The sequence below is a fragment of the Flavobacterium cupreum genome, from assembly GCF_003996965.1.
Classification (GTDB): Bacteria; Bacteroidota; Bacteroidia; order Flavobacteriales; family Flavobacteriaceae; genus Flavobacterium; species Flavobacterium cupreum.
The window spans coordinates 92908-111431 of the sequence record NZ_QWDM01000008.1 but is presented as its reverse complement, the minus strand read 5'-3'; the positions used below and the strand labels follow the sequence as shown (position 1 = coordinate 111431).

The following is an 18524-nucleotide window of genomic DNA, read 5'->3' as shown; positions in this document are numbered from 1 at the left end:
GTTCAATCATCGCTAAACAAACTAATTTTGCGTACAAAAATATCATAATTCTATTCATGTGCAACATTTTAACGAAAAGACTTTTTGAGAATTTACAAGATATTAAGACTAATTTTAACAGCAAAATGACTATTTTTAGCAATAATAGTTAAAAAGAAAGAAAAAACTCATGAATTCAACCTGTACTCCTAAAGAGGCTTTACTCAGATTAGAACGGTTTTGTGCCTACCAGGAACGCTGTCACAGCGAAGTTATTGCCAAATTATACAGTCTGAAAATGACTACTGACGAAATAGATTCTATTGTCGTTCAACTAATTGAAAGTAACTTTTTGAATGAGACCCGTTTTGCCTGCAGTTTTGCCAGAGGGAAACACCGAATTAAATTTTGGGGTAAAATAAGAATTACGAATGAGCTAAAAATGAGACAAATTTCTTCGACTATCATTACAATCGCACTCAAAGAAATTTCATCGGAAGAATATACAAACACTTTTGAACAACTTTCCGAAAGATCCTGGAATTCGATTTCTGAAAAAAATGCCCTTAAAAAGAGAAAAAAATTCTGCGATTACATGTTGCGGAGAGGATATGAAAGTAATTTAGTATATGAAAAAATGAAGGAATTAGAACAGGCATAAATTTGTCTTTTTTCCTGAAAATTACCCTGATTTTCTCAAATCGAAAAAATCTTATCATTTACATTTGAACTTGTATTAAAATCCTTATTTATTACAAAATAACGGTTAGTTATAAATTATTACTTTCTTGCGAATTATTCAGCTAAACTCGCGTTTTTTCAACTAAATTATAAAAAAATACTTTTATTTTTGTTATAATTTACGATTATTCTTATATTTTTATTTCGTGTTTTATAAGAAATACCATAATTCTTCATTTTTCAGGATGTAGTTTGTCGATTATTTTTAACATTTAATCGATTATACAGCCTTTCTTAAAACCCATTTTGTCATCAACTCGTAGTTGTATATATCTTTGTGCGAGCCAAATTTTATGCTAGCATAACAACCTGATAGAAAACAATTAACATGACAAAAACTTTACTTTTATTCTTAATTTTACCTTTTGCTGTTTTTGCACAGAGTGATCTCGTAAAATGGAATGCAGCATCTTCCGGAAACAGGAACACTCCTGCATACGATAATACTCTTTTGTATGCTGGTACATCTGTATCCCCGGATTTTACTGTTAATGGGGGCGTTAACTTAAATTACAATACCGATGATGTTAATAATCCTTATTTTAGCACCGGTAACTGGCCTAATACACTGGAATTTACAGGCAGTTATGATCCTGCAAGATATATTGAATTTAAAATTACTCCTAAGGCGGGAAATAAAATTGACTTAAGTTCTTTTAATATTACCTACAAAGTTCAGTCTGGTACCAGTCAAAAATTTCAGATACAGTACTCAAAAGATCCTGGTTTTACAACAGGAGTAAAAGTTTTGGCTCCGGAAACAGTAACATCTACTACCTGGACCACTATAAACCCACTTTTTTCAGCAGAGATAAACCCGGTTTTACCCGGACAGGTGGTTTACGTTCGTTTATACGCCTACAATAGCAACAATAATTTTCAATTCAGAACTGGAGTCAATACCGGCAATTTGCCTGCCATTTTAAAAGGAACTGTTTCTGCTTTTGACTCTTCGAAAATTTTAGCGATAAATGACTATTTGTCAACTAAAAAAGAAACTGCTATAAATATTGCCCCTTTAGCTAATGATGTTCAGGGATCAACGGTAGCTTCTATTGCGATTTCTACGCCTCCGGCAGCATCAGAAGGAACAGCAATCGTAAATCCGGATAAAACAATAACATTCAATCCGGCTAAAAATTTCACAGGGACGTCAACATTCAAATATACTATTACCAAAGGCAGTGATCCTTCATCAACAGCTGATATTCAGGTAACTGTTGCAGATATAACCGTAGATGGTTTAGTAATATGGGATGCAAAAACAAGTACTGACCGATTTAAACCTACCGTAAATACTTCATTTATAACGGGAAGCAATATTCCTAATACAGCTACTCCACCTGTTAGTTTCAATAATAGTGAAGATGCAACCAACCCTTTCTATCAAACAACCGGATGGCCGGCGCCGGGTCAAAATGGCGGAAGTTACGATCCTGCTAAATATGTAGAATTTAAAATTAAAGCAGATGCAAATCATAAAATTGATTTATCTACTTTTGGGCTGACCTACAGAAGTCAGGGAGGTTCAGGGCAAAAACTGCAAATTCTTTACTCTAAAAGCAGCACTTTTACCGGAACCGAAAGAGTTTTGTTCTCAGGAACTACTACGAGTGCATGGACACCAATTAATCCGTCATTTGCAAGTGATTTAAACACTTTACTGGCAGGAGAAACCTTGTACATCCGTGCCTATGTTTACAATACCAATAATGAATTTCATTTTAGAGCGACGGCAAATATCAAAGGAAGTGTAAAGGATACCAACACCTTAACCGCCAATAATGATTATGTCTCTACACCAACCAATCAGGCAGTTACAATTCCGATTTTAGATAATGACGTTGTTGGAAGCACTAGTGCTTTACAGACAATAACAGTAACACAGCCTTCAAACGGAACTGTAACGGTTAACGGATTGAACAACATAACTTTTACTCCTGCAAGTGGGTTTACAGGAACAGCGTCTTTTACGTATACACTTAAAAATGCTGCCTCCAATTACTCTTCAGCAACGGTAACAGTTACCGGAACTGCAGCGGTTTGTGCGGCTACACCAACTCCAGGGATTAACAACTGGAAAGGTTATGTATACACGTATACCGGAAATACTCCTGCTACTACAACTTACGTGGGTTCAATAGGAGAGAAAGCAAATTTTGACCGAAATGTTGGTACTGCTGTAATTACAGGAGATACAAGTGTTCAGGCAAATTCATTTTGCGGGACTGTACCAAGTGACAAGTTTATGGTTCGTTACTTAATGCAGGCTACTACAACAGCTGGTATCTATAATTTCACAATAGGAGGTGACGACGGTGTAAGATTATATATTGATGGTAATCCGGTTACCTTTAACCCTACAAATTCGTGGAGTGACCACAGCTATGTTACGTATTCTACGCAGTATACTTTTACAACAGCAGGTACTCATAATTTCGTTTTAGAATATTATGAAAACGCAGAAGCATCAAGAGTGTCATTTTCATACGGAGAAATAAAAGGGGATACTACTTTTCCTTTCGGAGATAATAAATGGAATGTATATGGTTTCAATTCACCGGATATTTCATTAATAGCCAATACTTATGCAGGAACTTATGTTGATAATAATGTGAAAATCGATACTCAGGCATTTTGGAATGCGACATTATCACCATCATCCTATTCCGGCTGGCAAGGTGCTCCAATGCCCGTAGATCAGTTTGCTGTAACTTACAAGCGTAAGGGATTTGCCTGTGGACGTTACCAGTTGCAGTTGGTAAATTGTGATGATGTTGCCGAAGTTTATATTGACGGGGCCAAAATTTTTACACAAAACGGATATACAAATACGACCTCATTGATTCCCGGAATATATCCTTTAAATAAAACTTCTAGAGTGGAAGTGCGTTTAAGAGAAGATGGCGGTAATGCTAATGTCGCAATTAACTTTATCGATACTCCTTTTGCGTATGACGGATCGACAGCACCTGCCACCGGCTCTTCTATTGCAGTCAATAACGATTTAACTTTATCCAGCGATTTAGAGGTTTGTTCCTGTACAATAGCAGCGGGTAAAACACTAACAATACCGGGAAACAAAACACTTACGGTAAACGAAAATATCGTTGTAAATGCGAATGGTAAACTGGTCATAAAAAACAATGGTTCTTTGGTACAAACCAATAATACTGCTACTTATACCGGAGCTGCAAATTCATTCGACATGGAAAGAATTTCATATCCAATGAAGAATTTTGATTATACTTACTGGTCATCAGCCGTAGCCGGAGAAAAATTAAATGTGTTATCTCCGAATACATTATCTGATAAATACATGTCTTTTAATGGCACGAATTGGGTAATAGAAAGCGGTAATACTGTTATGACTCCCGGAAAAGGATACATTATCCGTGTTCCAAGCTCAGGTTATACCTATCCAAACGGTAAAGACAAATGGACAACACCTACCTACGCCCAAACAGTAAATTTTATCGGAATTCCTAACAACGGAGTTATTACAGGTGAATCGCTTAAGGCCAATAATTTCTATTTGATTGGAAATCCATATCCATCTGCATTAGATGCTAATAAATTTTTAGCAGCAAATGCGTTTTTAAATGGTACCCTTTATTTCTGGACGCACAATACTGCCATTGGGACAACGGCAAAGTATGAGTATAATTCGAATGATTATGCGAGCTATAATTTAACCGGAGGTACAGCTACCGCCCCTTCTACAGCGCCGGGCAGTAATAAAAATATTCCTTCAGGTAAGATCGCAGCGGGAGAGTCTTTCTTTCTAAGTGCAAATACTGACGGAATCGTTACCTTCAACAATTCAATGCGACCTGTAGGAGATAACAATCAATTCTTTAAAACTACCAATACATCGAAAACGGCCACAACCGATAAAAGCCGTCTATGGTTAAACATGACCAATGAAGGCGGTGCTTTTAAACAAACCCTGATTGGATATGTGGAAGGAGCAACCAATAATTTCGAAAACAGATTTGACGGACTGACTTTTGATGGTAATGATTATATCGATTTTTACAGCATCGAAAGTGATAACAATTATGTGATTCAGGGTCGTGCATTACCTTTTTCTGACAGTGATATCGTTCCTTTAGGATATCGAACTGCTATTGAAGGTGAGTTTACCATTGCAATAGAACAGACAGATGGCGATCTGGCCGGTCAGGCAATTTACCTGGAAGATAAAACAACAGGGAAAATTCATGATTTACGAGCTGGCAAATACACCTTTAAAACAGCAAAAGGAATCTTTTCAGATCGTTTTGTACTTCGTTATACTAATAAAACATTAGGAACAGGAGATTTTGAAAACACTGAAAAGAACTTAATCGTCTCCGTAAAAAGCAAGGTGATAAAAGTAACTTCCACAACAGAAAACATTAAAGAAGTTACCATTTTTGATATTTCCGGAAAGGTACTTTATAACAAAAAGAAAGTAGATGCAACAGAATTGCAAATATCAAACTTGCAGTCGGGAAATCAGGTTTTGCTTGCAAAAGTGATTTTAGACAATGATCATGTTGAATCTAAAAAAATAATTTTTAATTGATTTTTATCATTAATCCCACATCAGAATCCGGCAGCGAAAGTTGTCGGATTTTTTAGCGTAGTGACTTTTTTATAAATCACAACCTGAATACTTGAAATACCTATTATGAACTTTAACAAAAAAACAAATCAAAACAAACCACACCTTATGTCCTCAAAGCTACAATTGTTAATTCGTTCTTTAATTTTAAAAAATATAAGACTGCTTTTTTTCCTGATTTCTTTTAGTGCATTAAGTCAAAATACAGTTACAAGAATTCATACCGACTGGAAGGGGTACTGGACATCAAATGCTACAACCGGTGTTGGAAATCGACCGGACAGAGAGAATAATTTGCTGGCATTCACATGGGCGCAGAATGGAAAAACGTACTCTACGGGAGTCAGCGACAATACGCTTACAGCAAACACGGTAAGCTTTATTCCTCAAAAATTCAGAGCACTGAAAATTCAGACTATAGGAACAGACCCTTCCATGTACATATTACAAGGTTCTATGATCGATGAATCCGCAAGTGGAGCCATTTTAACTCCAAAATTAATCGGAGCCACCGCAAGCGGTGCCGAACTTGCCTCACGACTTACCGACGGCCCTAATGGTTTATCGCTCGGAACGGGAATTGCAAATATAAAAGCAGGTACCGCTGAATTCAAAATTGGTACTAACAATCTTAATCTTACCGGATTGAATGATGATACTCCCGATCTGATTGTAACCCAGGTTGCCGAACCCGGCAGTGCCATCCAGGCAGATAAATTTAAATTTATTGATGCGTCTGGAAACACAGTAGGGAATGAACTATCGGTGTTTTTCGGATCCTCATCCGTTCCGGCTGTAGGAACCTATAGTCTTGATCTTTTCAAAATGGATGGAACATATGGTTTTACTCCGGCTGCGACAAGAGACATCCGAATGTTAGGTATCGAAACAAGTTCCTTTGGTATCACAGCTGCAAACGCTGCACAGGTAGACCGTTTTGTGGTTACATTTTCAGGTAGTTCAGATTGTGCCTTTATTGCTTTTAATACCAAATCTTTAAAAATTGCAGAATTAAAACTGGTTGCTACATCCTCAATACTGCCATGTGGTAAATTAGGGGATACTGTAAATTATACCTACGAAATTACAAACAACGGCGAAGTGCCCATAACTAATATTCAAGTTAGCGATCCAAATACCGGAGTGACAATTTCCGGAAATCCTATAGCCAGTTTAGCCGTTGGGGCAAAAGCAACACTAACAGGAACCTATGTGGTCACAAGTGCAGATGTAGCTGCAGGCAGGATTGTTAATTCCCCAAAAGTTACAGGTACCGATCCGTCTTTAAATACAGTTGAAGATACACCGCTGCCCATTGAAACTATTTTACTGGCCACTCCAACTATTGATAAAATAACAAATACTACATGCAGCGCATTAGGGAGTGTTGTTTTAACTAATTTACCTTCTGCAGGAACATGGAGCTTAACAAGATCACCGGGTGCTGTAGTAACTACAGGAACCGGAGCAACAGCAACAATTACAGGCCTGCCTGTAGGTAATTATACTTTTAGAGTAACTAACAGTACCGGATGTCTGTCACCGGCAACTGTTACTGTACCCATAACCAACCAATCGGCAACAACCTGGAATGGCACCGTATGGTCTGGTGGAACCCCTGATATTACAAAAAATGTCGTTTTTGCAGGAGCTTACACCATAGCATCAGATTTAGAGGCATGTTCCTGTACTATCAATTCAGGAGTTAATCTTTTAGTTCCTGCCGGTCGTACACTGACAGTCACAAATGCTTTGAATGTTAACAGTGGAGCCACGCTGACTTTTGAGAACAACTCCAGTTTGCTTCAGGACAGTAATGTGGTGAATACCGGAGAGATCACATACAAACGTACGAGCTCAATGCGTCTTTCTGATTTTGAATACTGGTCTTCACCGGTAAAACCTCAGAAACTAGTTGACGTTTCCCCGTTAACGTTATCAGACAAATATTTTGGTTTCAACGGAGACAACTGGGTAATAACGAGTCCAAACGATGTGATGACCGTAGGTAAGGGATACATTATTCGTGGTCCGCAAACCTATTCCAATACGGTAAGGGCTGATTTTACGGCTGCTTTTAAAGGGGTTCCGAACAATGGTAACTTATCTGGTGAGACCCTGCAAAAGGACAAATTTTACCTGATCGGTAATCCTTATCCATCAGCTTTGAGTGCCAATGAATTCCTAAAAGCCAATAGTTTTATAAACGGAACGTTTTATTTCTGGACGCACAATACGCCTTTAACCATTTCAATAAAAGACTATGACGCAGACGACTATGCCGTTTTTAATTTAACAGGCGGAGTAGCCACCGAAGGGGCACCAACCGGTGACGATGCCCCGGGCAATAATCCTTTTATCCCTCAGGGTCACATCGCAGCCGGACAATCCTTTTTTGCCAGTACCAACGATGTGGGAACAGTTGTCTTTACCAACAAAATGAGAGAGGGAGGAGCCAACAACAGCCAGTTTTTCAAACCTGGCAAACCAGCAAAAGAAGAGAAATCCCGTATCTGGCTTAACATCACCAATGATAAAGGTGCTTTTAAGCAAATGCTCGTAGGTTACATAGACGGAGCAACCAATGGAATTGATAACAGATATGACGGAGAATCTTTCGATGCCAACCCCTATCTTGATTTTTACAGTGTAAACAACAACCTGAATTATGTGATCCAGGGACGTGCCCTGCCTTTTACGGACACCGATATCGTTCCTTTAGGCTACCGCAGTACCATTGAGGGTGATTTCACCATTTCGATACAGCATACCGACGGGGACTTAGTAAATCAGCCCGTTTACATCGAAGACAAAGCAACCGGGATCATCCATAATCTAAAAAACGGTAAATACACCTTTACAACAAAGGCAGGAACTTTTGCCGATCGTCTGGTCTTGCGTTATACGGATAAAACATTAGGAACAGGTGATTTTGAAAACACGGAAAACAACATCCTGGTAAGTGTCAAAAACAAAGCCATCAAAGTGACTTCTGCAAAAGAAAACATCAAAGAAGTTACGGTTTACGATATTTCAGGAAAACTGCTTTTCAGCAAAAAGAAAGTAAGTGCAACTGAATTGCAAATAACAAATTTACAGTCTGCCAATCAGGTTTTACTGGTAAAAGTTATTCTGGACAATGAGCATGCCCTTACGAAGAAAGTTATATTTCAATAAGAACTAAAACACATCGTTTATCCATAATAAAAAAATCCATTTGCCTGTGCAAATGGATTTTTTTTATGTTCTTATGATTCAGCTTACAGGACGAAGCTACGCCTTTTCAATTAAGACACTGACTGCATTACCGCCAAAACCTACCGCATTAATCAATATTTTTCGTAATGGTTTTGTTTGCTCCTGCACTACGCCAAAAGGGACATTAATAAAAGTATCATGCTCTAACATTAAAAGGGCCAATTCCAGGCTTAATATTCCGGAAGCTCCAAAAGTGTGTCCGATTTTCCATTTATTGGTGGTCAGTAAAGGAATTTGAGTCCCAAAAACTTTTTCAACCGCACGCAATTCCGTCAAATCTCCTTTTATGGTTCCCGGGGCGTGCATTACAATTACATCTACTTCTTCCGGGCTAGTTTGCTGCAATGCCATTTTCATAGACTTCTGAAAACAATCTGCCTCTGCGGAAATTGAAATATTATGTTCTAAAATTTCGGTGGCATACCCAACCCCTGTCACATACGCTATTGCATTGTCTTTTTCTCCGGCTTCCAGACAACAAACCGCTGCTCCTTCGCCTAAAATCATGGTATTTTGCGTTTTCTCAAAATCGAAAGCAAGATTTGGCCAGGCTTCTTCGTTCTGATCTATTCGGGAATATATTTTTAAGGCCCTCATCTGAGCAATGGTAAAATCTGTCAAAGGGGCTTCACTTCCACCCACCAAAAACTTATCTGCCATTCCGGACCGCAACCAGGCAACTCCGTTTAGAAGTGCATGAAGCGCTGTAGAACACGTTATCGAATGTGAAATTTCAGGACCTGCACTTTGAAGATCATGTGCAATCCACGAAGATATGTTCCCTAATGTTGTGGTTGGAGAAGCTAACGTTTGTGCTTTACCGGTATCGATATATTCCTTGTAATGCTTTTCGAATAAATCGGTGGCACCGCGGGAAGAGCCAATATTTATTCCGAAAATATCCTCTTTATTCCAGCCGGCTTTTTCAACTGCCTTTCTTGAAGCGGTTAAAGCAAACAAAACAGAATCATCTAAAAACTTATACTTACTATCTGATTCGCGAACTGCTGTTACCAATTGTTCCGAGTCAGCACTTAAAGCGGCTACGGACGTATCCTGCTGATCTAAAAACTGCTTTGTAAAGCAATGTTGATTGTTAAGATAATTTTTCCAGACTTCTTCTGCGTTATTTCCCAAAGGAGAAATAGAAGAGAAAGCTGTTATTGCTATTTTTTGTAAATTCAAAATAAATAATTTTACCGCAAAGTTCGCAAAAGTTTAGGCAAAGTTCGCAGGATTTTCAAACTAAATTAAACCATTTCAATAGCTTCTTCAATGGTAGTATACACTTTCTGAAGCTGTTCATCGGTCATAATATATGGAGGCAAAATGTAAACAATATTTCCCACCGGCCTTAAAATAACTCCTTTATCTATAAAAAAATTATACAGTTTGGTACGCATCGACCCGTAATAACTTTCCGCAGCATCCGATTTTATTTCAACAGCAAAAATGACCCCAAGGGTTCTGGCTGTAACCACTTTTGGATGCTTTTCAATTTTTTGCTGGAAACTTAAATGTCTTTCATGTATTCTTTGAATGTTATTTTGCATTTCTTCGGTCTGCAATAAATCGATACTTGCCAGGGCAGCGGCACAACCTGTAGGATTTGCGGTAAAGGTATGACCGTGAAATAATGCTTTGTTGATATCATCATCATAAAAAGCATCAAAAACATCCTGGGTAAAAGTTGTAATGGCCATTGGAATTGTCCCTCCGGTAAGTGCCTTTGACAAACAGATCATATCCGGTTGTTCAGCAACATAATCCATCGCGAAAGTTTTTCCGGTTTTACCAAAACCGGTCATGACTTCATCAGCGATCGTTAAGACTTTATTTTCTTTACAAATCCCAATCAAAGTTGCTAGTGCTTCGGGCTCATACATCACCATCCCGGCTGCTCCCTGTACTAAAGGTTCAAAAATAAATCCTGCACAATTATGACTTTCGATCACTGCTTTCAGGGCTTTAAAACTCACTTCCTCCTGTCCTTTCACAGGAACCGGAATTCTGACTACGTCTATAAACATTCCCTGAAAAGCCTGCGTATAAAAGGAGATTCCGCTGGCTGCCATTGCCGCAAAAGTATCTCCGTGAAATGCATTTTCGAAAGCAATTATTGTGGTTCTTTTTTCGTTTTTATTGAAAAAATACTGTAGTGCTACTTTTATAGCTACTTCAACGGCCGTTGAACCATTATCGGAGAAGAAAATTTTCTGCTGGTTTTTGGGTAAAATTTCCATCAGCTTTTCGGCTACTTGTATGGCCGGTTCGTGCGTAAAACCTCCAAACAAAACGTGTTCTAAAGTCGTTAATTGTTTGTAAATCGCATCGGCAATAATGGTATTACTATGCCCAAACGGATTTACCCACCACGAGGCGATAGCGTCAATATATTCTTTATTATTCTCGTCCCAAAGCAAAGCACCTTTCCCTCTTGTTATGGCAATTGGCGTTTGTGACGTTTTATGCTGTGTATAAGGATGCCATAAATACTGGCTGTCTTTTTCTGTTAAAGTCATCTGATATAATATTGTAGATTTCTGATTTTAGATGGCAGATTTCTCTAACGACAACAAATTATGTCGAAATAAATCGGCGTACTCCCGAATTACATTTTGATCAAAATAGGGTTCTTCATCAATTCTGCCAATGCATTTTATTCCGGTTTTATGTAGAATTAAATCCTCTGTAGATTTATTTTCGTTTCCGCTAAAGATAATTCCGGCAATTTCAAAGCCCCTGTTTTTGATTGCTTCAACCGTTAGCAAAGTATGATTGATACTTCCTAAATAATGTCTTGAAACCACAATCACTTTATAATCTGGCTGAATTAAATCGATAATGGTATCTTTTTCATTCAATGGGACAAATATTCCTCCGGCACCTTCGATAACCAAATGATTTTCCGTTTTTGGTTCTTTTATTTCTTTTAAATCGATTGTAATCCCGTCAATCTCGGCCGCCAGATGCGGACTTGCAGGCGTATTTAATTGATAAGCATTGGAATAAAATTGAGATTTTGAATTTGAAACTTGAGATTTTACTTTGTGACTGTCCGAATTGTCTAAATCTCCCGCCTGAATCGGTTTCCAGTAATCAGCTTCCAGAGCTTCAACAATAATTGCAGAAGATATTGTCTTACCAACATCGGTTGAAATTCCTGTTATAAATATTTTCATAGATTGTAGTTTCCCGGAGATTCGCAAAGAAAAACACAAAGCAACACAAAGAATAAATTGTTTTGTGAATCTCTGCGCCTATTCTGTGAATCTCGGTGTAATATTCTCCGCAAAAATACCAATAAAAACAACAAACCCATCAATTACGATGGGTTGTATTTCTTATTCTTCTTTTAATTCGTCAATAACATCCTTGATTTCCCTGGCAAATTTGCCATAAAACCTGTGAACCCACAATTCCAGTGAAATTCCCATAAAAAGCATGGCAAAAACTACAATGGAAGAAATACCGGCTATTTGAAAATTAGTAAACTCTTTCGCAAAGAAACCCGGAATTTTAGAAAATTCAAAATACCCAAAGCCAATTAGGAAAAGAATCAGAAAAGGCGTTAAGGCAAATCCGAAGGTTTTATACAACTCCATATTAAGCCTGATATCAAAATAAGTCTCATACAAGTTGTCTTTTGTTTTGAGGGTCACCGTATTCAGTCTTTTATAAAACAAGTAAAGCTTTACTAAATAATAAATACACACTGCCACAAAAAGACTAAACAGCAGGTAATATAAAACAGTCATTTTTGCCGGAAAACTGTATATCAGAGGAATAAATCCCATAAAAAGAATTGATATAATCTGGTAAATAAATTCATTCTTCAGATTCTTTTTAATTTTGTCCAATGGCGTGTTTGCCGATTGTATTTTTTCTAAATTATCCGGAAGAACGACATTTTGTCCTTTTTCGTTATTCCATGCGTTTTGTATGTCGTTAAAATCCATATCCCTGATTTTTAATTATTTCTTTTAATTTTTCTTTTGCTCTGTTTAATTTCACTCTGGCATTTCCTTCGCTAATCCCTAAATTATCCCCTATCTCTTTATGAGAGAATCCTTCTAACTGATAGAAAATGATAGCCTTATCGATCTTTCCTAATTTCTGAACTGCTTTATAAAAATGATCAATCTGACTTTCCTTTATATGGGAATCCCCTTCATCCTCCCTGATATTCTCTGAAGCAATTTCGTACTTGTCTACTTTCCGCTTTTCCTTTTTTAAGAATACGATTGCAGTATTTACTGCCACACGATACATCCAGGTAGAAAACTGGCTCTCGTTTCTAAAAGATTCATACGACTTCCAAAGCTGACAGACGATTTCCTGAAACAGGTCCTGCTGATCATCATGGTTATTCATGTACATCTTAGAAACTTTGTACAAGATTCCTTTATGACTTTCTATCCGGTTTAAAAATTCTTTCTCTTTCAAAATAGTTTAGTTCATTACTGGTTTTAAAGTATATCCTTCTTTTCTTAACAAATGAATTATTCCCTCTTCACCGGCCAGATGAGCTGCTCCAACTGCCACAAACAGGTTTTCTTTTTTCATCATTTCAGGCAAAAGTGCTATCCAATTATGATTTCTTTCGTCAAGCATATATTTTTTGGCTTTAGCATTCATTAAATTTTCAGAAGTTATGTCCTTATACAACCCTCCCAAATTTTCCTTTTTATAATTGGTAACCAGCAATTTTGCCAGCTCGAAATCTGACTCTTCCAACATTGCTATCATTTCATCATCAGCATACGCGTTTGCAAAACTTTCGAATTGTGATTTAATCGTTTCCAGCCCGCTAACTTTCAGGTTTTTTTTCTTAGCGCTTTCGATAAACTCCATTTCGTAAAGTTTGAGATCATTACAGCCAAAAGATTTCATCGAAATTAAACTCATCACAGTCATTAAACTAAAAGCATCTACTTGCTGTACGGTCATTCCGGAAGTCTTTTTCAAAATTGCATCTAATTTAGACAATTGTTCCGGATTTAATCTTTTACTTAAAGGTTCTTTACCCATTGCCATTTGCTGCATGTCGTTTATTTCTTTAGGATCAGAAAAATTAATTTCTAAAACCAATTCACTTGAGGCGTCAAATGCTCTCTTTGTTTTTTCAGACAGAAAATAATCCTTCCCGCAAATCATATGAATGGTTCCATACAAATAAGAAGGTTTCGATAAGCCCTTCCCTGACACTTCCCACAAAAGGGAGTTTTCTACTTTTGGAGAAACCGTTTGGGCACTGATTGCACCATTAAAAACAAATAATACTACTGCTACTGCTGACTTGAATAAATTTTTCATTTTGTTGATTGATTTAAAGTTGATTGATTGAATGATTGAAAACTCCTTTTTTAATTACGTTTCTTATTTCGTTGCCAGGAAGCAATAGAAGCAATGCTTAAAAATGCCATTTGAACAAGAAATCCCAGATTCGGTTTGCCGAATATAAACTGATTTGCCAGGGCATATCCAAATCCAGCCGAAGCAAGAATGACAAAAATAAAATTGAAGCTATTTTGTTTTGATAAAGAGGATTGCGTTTTCATAATGGTTTTAGTTATTTTGATTACGACTCGTAAGTAATCAAAGAACCAAAACGTTACAAAAAAAATTAAACTTTTTTTGACAAGCGAGGAAAATCAGGGCTTAAAGAAGTGTTTTTTTAAAACGAGGTATTTAATGCTTCACGGATTTAACGGGTCAAACAGGCTGTCACGGATTTTTTATGTGTATACAAAAATAAATAAAACAGGATGATATAACGATTTGAATGTCACCCTGAGCGAAGTCGAAGGCTTTACTATTGGAGCGGGCTTTGACTTCGCTCAGCCTGACAACAATATAAAAAACCTTAAACACAAATAAAACAACATGGCTTGACAAGTTGAATGTCACCCTGAGCGAAGTCGAAGGCTTGTCTATTGGAGCGGGGCTTCGACTTCGCTCAGCCTGACAAGAATATAAAATGCCTTAAAACACAAAATCTCTAAGTAATTCAAGAATCTGATTAATCTCTTCTTCCGAATTATAACTATGAATACAAAAACGAAGTCGCTCCTGTCCTTCCGGAACTGTTGGCGAAAGGATCGGTTTGACATCAAAACCCTTATCCTGTAATTGCTGCGCTAATTGTTTGACTTTTTCATTTCCCGGAACAATGGCGGACTGAATCGCGGATTTACTTCTGACAAACATCGGTTTTAAACCCAGTAAATTTTTTTGCTGATTAAAAAATACAATGTTCTGACGTAATTTTTGGATCGTTTCTTTCTCCGTTTCCAGGTGGTGATAGGCCGTTAAAATGGTTGAAACGGAATGCGGGGATAGTCCTGTGGTATAAATAAAACTTCTGGCAAAGTTGACCAGGTATTCTTTGAGAGCTGCACTTCCCAAAACGGCAGCGCCATGACAGCCCAAACCTTTTCCGAAAGTCATGATACGCGCAAAAATGCGATCCTGCAGATTCTGGTATTGCATTAATCCCTCGCCTTTTTCACCAAAAACACCTAAAGTATGCGCCTCATCCACTACAAGGTAACAATTGTACTTTTCTGATAACGCCACCAGCTCTTCTAAATTCGGACTGTCACCATCCATCGAAAAAACAGTTTCGGTTACAATGTAAATTTTGGTGTCCGGAAATTTCAGAACAAGACGTTCTAAATCTTCAAAATCATTGTGACTGAACTTGTACGATTTAGCATTCGACATTACAATTCCGTCACGAATAGAAGCGTGACTCAGTTCATCATAAAGTATAACGTCATTTCTTTGCGGCACAGCGCTAAAAAAACCAACATTGGCATCGTAACCCGAATTAAAAATTAAAGCCGATTCTGAGCCGTGAAACTCTGCAATAAACAATTCGGCAATCTGATAAAGCGAATGGTTCCCCGAAATTAATCGCGAACCTGTTGCGCCATTCTGAATAATTTCGTTTTCTATCAAATAATGATGTGCCTGCTTAAAAACAGCTTCCGATTTCGAAAACCCAATATAATCATTAGAAGAAAAATCAACAAGATTATTAAAACTTGGCAATTGTCTTAACGAGTTATTTTGCTTTCTGTCTTCCAGTTTCTGAATAAGGTTTTCTGGTAATTTCATAAAAGCAAAGTTATGAAAATCATCCCAATATTAAATAAAACGGCGGATTTGATATCATCCGCCGTTACTTTCTAACTTTTAAATACTGCTGATAAAAGGTGATTTTCTGGAAAATTCAGAATCCATCATTTCCTTAACCATAAAATCTGCAATATTACGGGCACTAATTTTATCTCCCGTGCAATCTTCCAGGCTTATAACTAATTCAGAACTGACATCGCTAAATTCAATAAACGGAACCCTGACCAATGTCCAGTCCACAACACTATCATTCAAAAGATCATACGTCAATTGCCTGTCTTTTTGAATTTCGGGATAATTGGTTTTCATCCAGTTGGTCGCCAAAGTTGTTTTCTCGCTTTTGTTATCGAAGGGAGTATCAATATTAATCCCGGCCAGCAAAACATATCTTTTGATGTTATATTTCTGCATCGTTTTTAATATATGAATTGTTGCCCTGCTTGCCACCATTGGTTCGCCCGGACGCTGACCAATCGTACTGATTACAGCCCGACAGCCTTTGAGCAATAAGCGAATGGCGTTTGCATCAATCGCATCCCCTTTAATAATTTCGATTTGTGAATTTTGAATTGTAAAGTTTTCAGGAGTTCTTAGTAAAAGTTTTATACTAAATCCTTGTTTCAAAAGCTGGTTTACAAGGTATTTTCCAGTTTTTCCTCCACCGCCTAAAACGGCAATTTTTATATTTTTCATAGATACTCTTTATAAAATTTGACATAGATTTTTACGCTTTACCGGCTGACAAAACGTAATAATAAAAGCTTACTGAGCTTTTATACCAGAATCAATATTTTTATAAAGTGATTTTAATAGTTTAAAGGTATAAAAAAAGCCATTCGCTTTCGCGAATGGCTTTTAAAATTTATTTCAAATTATCTTAGTCTGCTAAAACAATTATTTTATTGTCTTTCATTTCGATAGTACCTGACACAATATCCAAAGTATAAGTCTGGTCATTTACTTTCGTGAATTTACCCGCTACTTCTTTAGAAAAACTGAAAGCCGGAGCCACAATTTTAATAGTTCCTTTTTCTAAAATAGAAACAATAGGCGCGTGATGATTCAATATTTGAAAGCTTCCATCAACTCCCGGCAATGTAACTGAAGTTACTTCTCCTGAAAATAATTTTGCTTCTGGTGATACTATTTCTAAAATCATAATTTTTGAGTTATGAGTTATGAGTTAAGAGTTATAAGTTAGGTAAAGCTTTGCTAAACTCATAACTCATAACTCAGAACTCAAAACTATATTAAGCTTCCGCCAACATTTTTTCTCCTGCTTCGATAGCATCCTGGATAGAACCTTTCAGGTTGAAAGCTGCTTCAGGAAGATGATCTAATTCACCGTCGATAATCATGTTGAATCCTTTGATAGTATCTTTAATGTCAACCAAAACTCCAGGAATACCTGTAAATTGCTCCGCTACGTGGAACGGCTGAGATAAGAAACGTTGTACACGACGTGCTCTTGATACAGATAATTTATCTTCTTCAGATAACTCTTCCATACCTAAGATCGCGATGATATCCTGCAATTGTTTGTATTTTTGAAGAATCTCTTTTACTCTTTGTGCACAGTCATAATGCTCAGCTCCTAAGATTTGAGGAGTCAAAATTCTTGAAGTAGAATCTAACGGGTCAACCGCAGGATAAATACCTAGCTCAGCAATTTTACGAGACAATACTGTTGTTGCATCTAAGTGGGCAAAAGTTGTAGCCGGCGCCGGATCCGTTAAATCATCCGCAGGAACGTAAACCGCCTGTACAGATGTAATAGATCCTTTGTTTGTAGAAGTAATACGCTCTTGCATAGCTCCCATCTCTGTTGCCAAAGTTGGTTGGTATCCTACTGCAGAAGGCATACGTCCTAAAAGTGCTGATACCTCAGAACCTGCTTGTGTAAAACGGAAGATGTTATCAACGAAAAACAATACGTCTTTACCCTGATCAGTTCCGGCTCCGTCACGGAAATATTCCGCGATAGATAATCCTGAAAGTGCCACACGTGCACGAGCTCCAGGAGGCTCATTCATTTGTCCGAAAACGAAAGTAGCTTTAGACTCTCTCATTCCTGGCATATCTACTTTAGATAAATCCCATCCTCCATTTTCCATAGAGTGCATGAAATCATCACCGTATTTAATAATTCCTGACTCTAACATCTCACGAAGCAAGTCATTTCCTTCACGTGTTCTTTCCCCTACTCCTGCGAATACTGAAAGTCCACCGTGACCTTTTGCGATATTGTTGATCAACTCCTGAATCAATACTGTTTTACCAACACCGGCACCACCAAACAATCCAATTTTCCCCCCTTTTGCATAAGGCTCAATCAAATCGATTACTTTAATACCTGTGAATAAAACTTCTGATGAAGTTGACAAATCTTCAAATTTAGGCGCTTGTCTGTGAATAGACAAACCAAATTCCCCTGTTTTTGGCAAGTTTCCTAAACCATCAATTGCATCTCCAATTACATTGAATAATCTTCCATATACATCCGGACCGATTGGCATTTGGATTGGGTTCCCCGTTCCAACTACTTCATATCCTCTTGACAAACCGTCTGTAGAGTCCATAGAGATAGTACGAACAGTGTTTTCACCAATGTGAGATTGCACTTCTAGAACTAACAATGTTCCGTCTTTTTTTGTGATTTCTAATGAATCATAAATTTTTGGAAGTTCAACATCCTTACCGTTGAAAACTACGTCAACTACTGGTCCAATGATTTGAGCAACTTTTCCTATTACTTTTGACATTACTTATGTATTTATTAAATAGCTATTTAGGT

At 37.4% G+C, this 18524-nt stretch carries 14 protein-coding genes; 3 read left to right on the top strand and 11 right to left on the bottom strand.

The window, feature by feature from the left end; genetic code table 11:
* Positions 1-169 precede the first annotated feature (169 nt).
* The 3 genes from D0817_RS13835 (at position 170) to D0817_RS13825 (ending at position 8506) form a co-directional block, all read left to right on the top strand.
* Positions 170-640 carry a regulatory protein RecX gene (locus tag D0817_RS13835; protein WP_127338972.1) on the top strand — a complete coding sequence of 157 codons (471 nt, stop codon included), beginning with the start codon at positions 170-172 and terminating at the stop codon, positions 638-640.
* 408 nt (positions 641-1048) lie between these two features.
* Complete coding sequence (locus tag D0817_RS13830) at positions 1049-5290, top strand: DUF8693 domain-containing protein (RefSeq protein ID WP_127338971.1); 4242 nt, start codon at positions 1049-1051, stop codon at positions 5288-5290.
* A gap of 105 nt (positions 5291-5395) precedes the next feature.
* Entirely contained in the window at positions 5396-8506 is a 3111-nt protein-coding gene (locus tag D0817_RS13825; protein WP_127338970.1) for a DUF8693 domain-containing protein, read from the top strand.
* Positions 8507-8602: 96 nt separating this feature from the next.
* Here the strand turns inward: D0817_RS13825 and D0817_RS13820 are convergent, their stop codons facing one another.
* The 11 genes from D0817_RS13820 to atpD all read right to left on the bottom strand — a co-directional run bounded on the left by D0817_RS13820 (position 8603) and on the right by atpD (position 18492).
* Positions 8603-9772 (bottom strand): beta-ketoacyl synthase N-terminal-like domain-containing protein, encoded by a 1170-nt coding sequence (locus tag D0817_RS13820; protein WP_127338969.1) that lies wholly within the window; start codon positions 9770-9772, stop codon positions 8603-8605.
* Between the two features lie 65 nt (positions 9773-9837).
* Positions 9838-11109, bottom strand: a complete 1272-nt coding sequence (gene bioA, locus D0817_RS13815) for an adenosylmethionine--8-amino-7-oxononanoate transaminase (RefSeq protein ID WP_127338968.1) — start codon at positions 11107-11109, stop codon at positions 9838-9840.
* A 27-nt stretch (positions 11110-11136) separates the two neighbouring features.
* On the bottom strand, positions 11137-11769 hold the full coding sequence (gene bioD / locus D0817_RS13810; RefSeq protein ID WP_127338967.1) for a dethiobiotin synthase: 633 nt from the start codon (positions 11767-11769) through the stop codon (positions 11137-11139).
* A gap of 162 nt (positions 11770-11931) precedes the next feature.
* The gene (locus D0817_RS13805) at positions 11932-12546 is read right to left on the bottom strand and encodes a hypothetical protein (protein WP_127338966.1); all 615 of its coding nucleotides are present in this window, start codon (positions 12544-12546) and stop codon (positions 11932-11934) included.
* Positions 12536-13036: an RNA polymerase sigma factor gene (locus D0817_RS13800; RefSeq protein ID WP_202866480.1), complete on the bottom strand. Its 501-nt coding sequence runs from the start codon at positions 13034-13036 to the stop codon at positions 12536-12538. The genes D0817_RS13805 and D0817_RS13800 overlap by 11 nt, the downstream gene beginning before the upstream one ends.
* Positions 13037-13039: 3 nt before the next feature.
* Positions 13040-13903: a TraB/GumN family protein gene (locus D0817_RS13795; protein ID WP_127338964.1), complete on the bottom strand. Its 864-nt coding sequence runs from the start codon at positions 13901-13903 to the stop codon at positions 13040-13042.
* 50 nt (positions 13904-13953) lie between these two features.
* A complete protein-coding gene (locus D0817_RS13790; RefSeq protein ID WP_127338963.1) occupies positions 13954-14148 on the bottom strand; it encodes a hypothetical protein in 195 nt (64 codons plus the stop codon).
* Between the two features lie 424 nt (positions 14149-14572).
* A complete protein-coding gene (locus D0817_RS13785; RefSeq protein ID WP_127338962.1) occupies positions 14573-15709 on the bottom strand; it encodes an aminotransferase class I/II-fold pyridoxal phosphate-dependent enzyme in 1137 nt (378 codons plus the stop codon).
* Positions 15710-15787: 78 nt separating this feature from the next.
* Entirely contained in the window at positions 15788-16423 is a 636-nt protein-coding gene (locus D0817_RS13780; RefSeq protein ID WP_127338961.1) for an NAD(P)-dependent oxidoreductase, read from the bottom strand.
* A gap of 184 nt (positions 16424-16607) precedes the next feature.
* On the bottom strand, positions 16608-16889 hold the full coding sequence (locus tag D0817_RS13775) for a F0F1 ATP synthase subunit delta/epsilon (RefSeq protein ID WP_127338960.1): 282 nt from the start codon (positions 16887-16889) through the stop codon (positions 16608-16610).
* A gap of 91 nt (positions 16890-16980) precedes the next feature.
* Complete coding sequence (atpD, locus tag D0817_RS13770; protein WP_127338959.1) at positions 16981-18492, bottom strand: F0F1 ATP synthase subunit beta; 1512 nt, start codon at positions 18490-18492, stop codon at positions 16981-16983.
* Positions 18493-18524: the final 32 nt, after the last annotated feature.